Annotated in this window: 3 protein-coding genes and 1 rRNA gene; 3 read left to right on the top strand and 1 reads right to left on the bottom strand. The window is 42.6% G+C overall.

Going from position 1 to position 3,451, the window contains the following annotated elements; genetic code table 11:
- Positions 1 to 127: 127 nt before the first annotated feature.
- Positions 128 to 1,303, bottom strand: a complete 1,176-nt coding sequence (locus tag QY97_RS18700; protein ID WP_083965925.1) for an LL-diaminopimelate aminotransferase — start codon at positions 1,301 to 1,303, stop codon at positions 128 to 130.
- A 157-nt stretch (positions 1,304 to 1,460) separates the two neighbouring features.
- Here QY97_RS18700 and QY97_RS21030 point away from each other — a divergent pair, with 157 nt between their 5' ends.
- The 3 genes from QY97_RS21030 to QY97_RS18690 form a co-directional block, all read left to right on the top strand.
- Positions 1,461 to 1,589, top strand: coding sequence for a hypothetical protein (locus tag QY97_RS21030; protein ID WP_269764116.1), 129 nt, complete (start codon positions 1,461 to 1,463; stop codon positions 1,587 to 1,589).
- Positions 1,590 to 2,876 carry a phospholipase D family protein gene (locus QY97_RS18695; protein WP_052729022.1) on the top strand — a complete coding sequence of 429 codons (1,287 nt, stop codon included), beginning with the start codon at positions 1,590 to 1,592 and terminating at the stop codon, positions 2,874 to 2,876. It abuts the gene before it with no gap.
- Positions 2,877 to 3,368: 492 nt separating this feature from the next.
- Positions 3,369 to 3,451 (top strand): 16S ribosomal RNA (locus tag QY97_RS18690); the annotation flags it as partial.

The raw sequence follows: 3,451 nt of genomic DNA, 5'->3' as shown, positions 1-3,451 counted from the left end.
TAAAAAAACCTCCTCTTTCACGTATTCTGAGGAGATTCTACATATTTTTTCACTGTTTGTCCATTGACAGAAGACTTTATCAACAGAATGAAAACGGCTCTGCCATCAAAAGTGGCAGAGCCGTTTTTTAAAGCACGGGAGAAAAAATCGTTTGAAGCTTTTGAGCAGCCAGCATTAATTGATCTTCCGGCTGAACAAGCGCAATCCGCACATATCCTTCTCCGGCAGAGCCAAAGGCAGAGCCTGGAACCATTACTACGCCTGCTTCGTCTATACAGTGAAAAGCAAATTCTTTAGAAGAAGGCCATTTGGATGGTACTTCAGCCCAGATAAACATGCCGCCGGACGGACGGTCTACAACCCACCCGCTCCTTTTTAATTCTTCTGTAAATACATCTCTTCTTCGCTGGAAAGTCGACCGCACGAACTGGCCGATCTCTTCTGCATGGTCCAGCGCGGCTACAGCTGCTGTCTGAATAGGTGCAAATATGCCATAGTCCAAATTTGATTTAAACCGGGCGATCATGTCGATCATATCGCGGTTGCCAGCAATATAGGCGATTCGCGCGCCAGCAAGGCTGAAGCTTTTGGATAAGGAATTAATCTCGATGCCGACTTCGCTCGCCCCTTCAACGGCGAGGAAGCTGAGCGGCTCTCCATCGTCAAAATAAAACTCTGAGTATGCGGCGTCATGCAGAACAGCGACCTCATACTCTTTAGCAAAGGCAATGACAGATTTAAAGAAAGCCTCATTGGCTTCTCCCGCGACCGGATTACCAGGGTAATTTAAAATCATCAGCTTAGCCTGCCGGGCAACCGTCTCAGGAATAGCTGCTAAGTCAGGAAGAAAATGATTTTCTTTCAAGAGCGGCATATAATGAGGTTTTGCTCCGGCAACAGCCAGTCCGGTTTCATAGGCAGTGTAGCCTGGATTGGGAACAAGAATAACGTCTCCTGGATCAGCAAAGACGAGCGGCAAGTGAACAAGCCCTTCTTGAGAACCCATAGCATGGACAATTTCAGTTGCGGGATCCAACGATACACCATACACCCGTTTATAATAACGGGCAATTGCTTCATAGAAGGCCGATGTACCTGAAAGTGTGTAGCCATACTGGTCTTCCTTCAATGTGCTATTCGCTAGCTCCTTGCGCACGATTTCTGCAGGAGGCAGGTCAGGGCTGCCGAGGCTTAAATCAATCAGTTCCTTTCCTTCGGCTTCTTTCTGTTGTTTAAACGCTTTTAGTTCACTGAAGATAGATGGACCGAAATTCTCCATCCGTTTGGAATAACGAAACGCCAAGTTGAACGCCTCCTAGGAATAGATAAATAATCTCTTTGTTATTTTAGCATAGGAAAAGCAAGGAATAGAGGAAACTTTCAGAAAGGAAAGAAAAAAGACCCGGTTTCTTTTCTGTAAGAGACGGGAAAAGAAGATGAGCAGAAAAGAGGGAAAGATAATGAAGAAGATGACGGCAAAGCGGCTTGTTCTTGCTACTCTGCTCACTTTCTACATATTGACGATGATTGTCCATCTTTATAAACCGCTTCCGAAAAATACTTCGTATGCGCAGGTAGAGGAAAATTAGGTGAATTTCTACTATAATGTAACCGGTCAAAAAGGAGAGAAGAAGGTATTTACAGAGCAAATATTCACCAGGACCTTGGAGATGATTGAAGAAGCAGAAGAGTTTATTGTACTGGATTATTTCTTGTTTAATGGTTACCACGAAAAGAATCAAGAATTTCCTGAAGTGTCCAAAGCGCTCACTGAGGCACTTGTTCAGAAAAAGCAAGAAGACCCAAATATAGAGATTACTTTCATATCCGATGAAGTCAATACTTCCTATCAATCTCATGCGACCCCTGAGTTTAATGAATTGAAAAAGAATGGAATAAAGGTCCTTCTAACAGACGTTCAGCCGCTTCGTGATTCCATGCCAATCTACAGTGCACTCTGGCGCATGTTCATACAGTGGTTTGGCGAAGGCGGAGAAGGCTGGATACCCAACCAGCTTGCAGAAACTGCTCCTGATATGACACTTCGTTCCTATTTAAAGCTATTCAATGTGAAAGCGAACCATCACAAAACGATTGCTACCGAGAAAGGAACACTGATCAGTTCAGGGAATCCTCATGATGCAAGTGCCTATTTTGCTAATACAGCCTTCGAGGTAAAGAATGCGCTTATTAATGATTTGCTAATAACGGAAGAGGTGGCTGCCAAAACTCGTCATTCCGTTGATTTTCCCAGTGCAGTAAGGGAAAGAACAGGCCAGGGCAGTATGAAAGTCCAGCTGTTAACCGAAGGCAGGATACAGGAAACGCTTCAGAAGGAAGTCGCTGAGACAAAGAAAGGTGAAGAGACTTGGATTGCAATGTTTTATTTAGCCGACCGTGATGTCATTGACTCGCTGACTGAAGCGGCAAACCGGGGAGTGAGGGTCCGGCTTATTCTTGATACGAATAAAAACTCTTTTGGCCAGAAGAAAACCGGACTGCCCAACATCCCTATAAGTGAGGAGCTGATAGAGGACACGGGTGGAAAAATTGATATTCGTTGGTTCGCTCCGGAGTCTGAACAGTTTCACACGAAGATGATGTATATCAAAAAACAGAATGAAGGAATGACCCTTAGCGGTTCAGCGAATTACACATCAAGGAATTTAAATGATTTTAATCTTGAGACTAATATAATGATAAAAGGTCCGCATTCAGCTGAAGTGTTAAAGGAAACAGAAAAGTACTTTCATAGGCTGTGGAAGAATGACGGAGCCGAGTATACAACAGATTATGAAAAACACTATGAAGACATAAGTACTTTGAAAAGAGGGGTATATACCGTGCAGAAGCTGCTGCATTTGACTACCTATTGACGATGAAAGCACACTTTCCGGCTAGTTATCCTGTATAGGGGTGGTTAGTTTATCGGAGTGTGCTTTTTTGCTTGTTTCTATCAAAAGAATAAAGAGCTGGTAAATAGTTACTGGAGATAAACAGTTGACTTTAATAATACAAAAGTGTTATATTGATATTCCGCCATTGAAAGAGGCGGCGTTAAGTAAAAGCGAAAAAGAAATCATTGAAAAAACGATTGACTTTGTTTTCTAGACATGATAATATTATTCAGCTGTCGAAGAAAACAGCGCTTTGAAAAAGAAACAAAAAAGATATTGACTTTGATCTTTGTAATGTGATATAATAATAAATTTGACTATTGAAAAAGAAAGGCAACATTGATCTTTGAAAACTGAACAAAATACATGCCAGTTAATTCTTGATTTAATTATGAGTAAAGGATCATCTGCTAAGATCGTCACGTCCTGTGACAACGCAGATGCCTGCACATCCTGTGTAATGCAAACATCTTTTTGGAGAGTTTGATCCTGGCTCAGGACGAACGCTGGCGGCGTGCCTAATACATGCAAGTCGAGCGGACGGAAGGGAGCTT

It is taken from the genome of Bacillus thermotolerans (assembly GCF_000812025.2).
GTDB classification, from domain to species: domain Bacteria; phylum Bacillota; class Bacilli; order Bacillales; family Domibacillaceae; genus Quasibacillus; species Quasibacillus thermotolerans.
This window is presented reverse-complemented; position numbering and strand designations above follow the sequence as displayed.

What these genes read in the sequence shown, in the direction of transcription:
- QY97_RS21030 (WP_269764116.1), top strand. Translation starts at nt 1,461, where the DNA reads ATGAAGAAGATGACGGCAAAGCGGCTTGTTCTTGCTACTCTGCTCACT.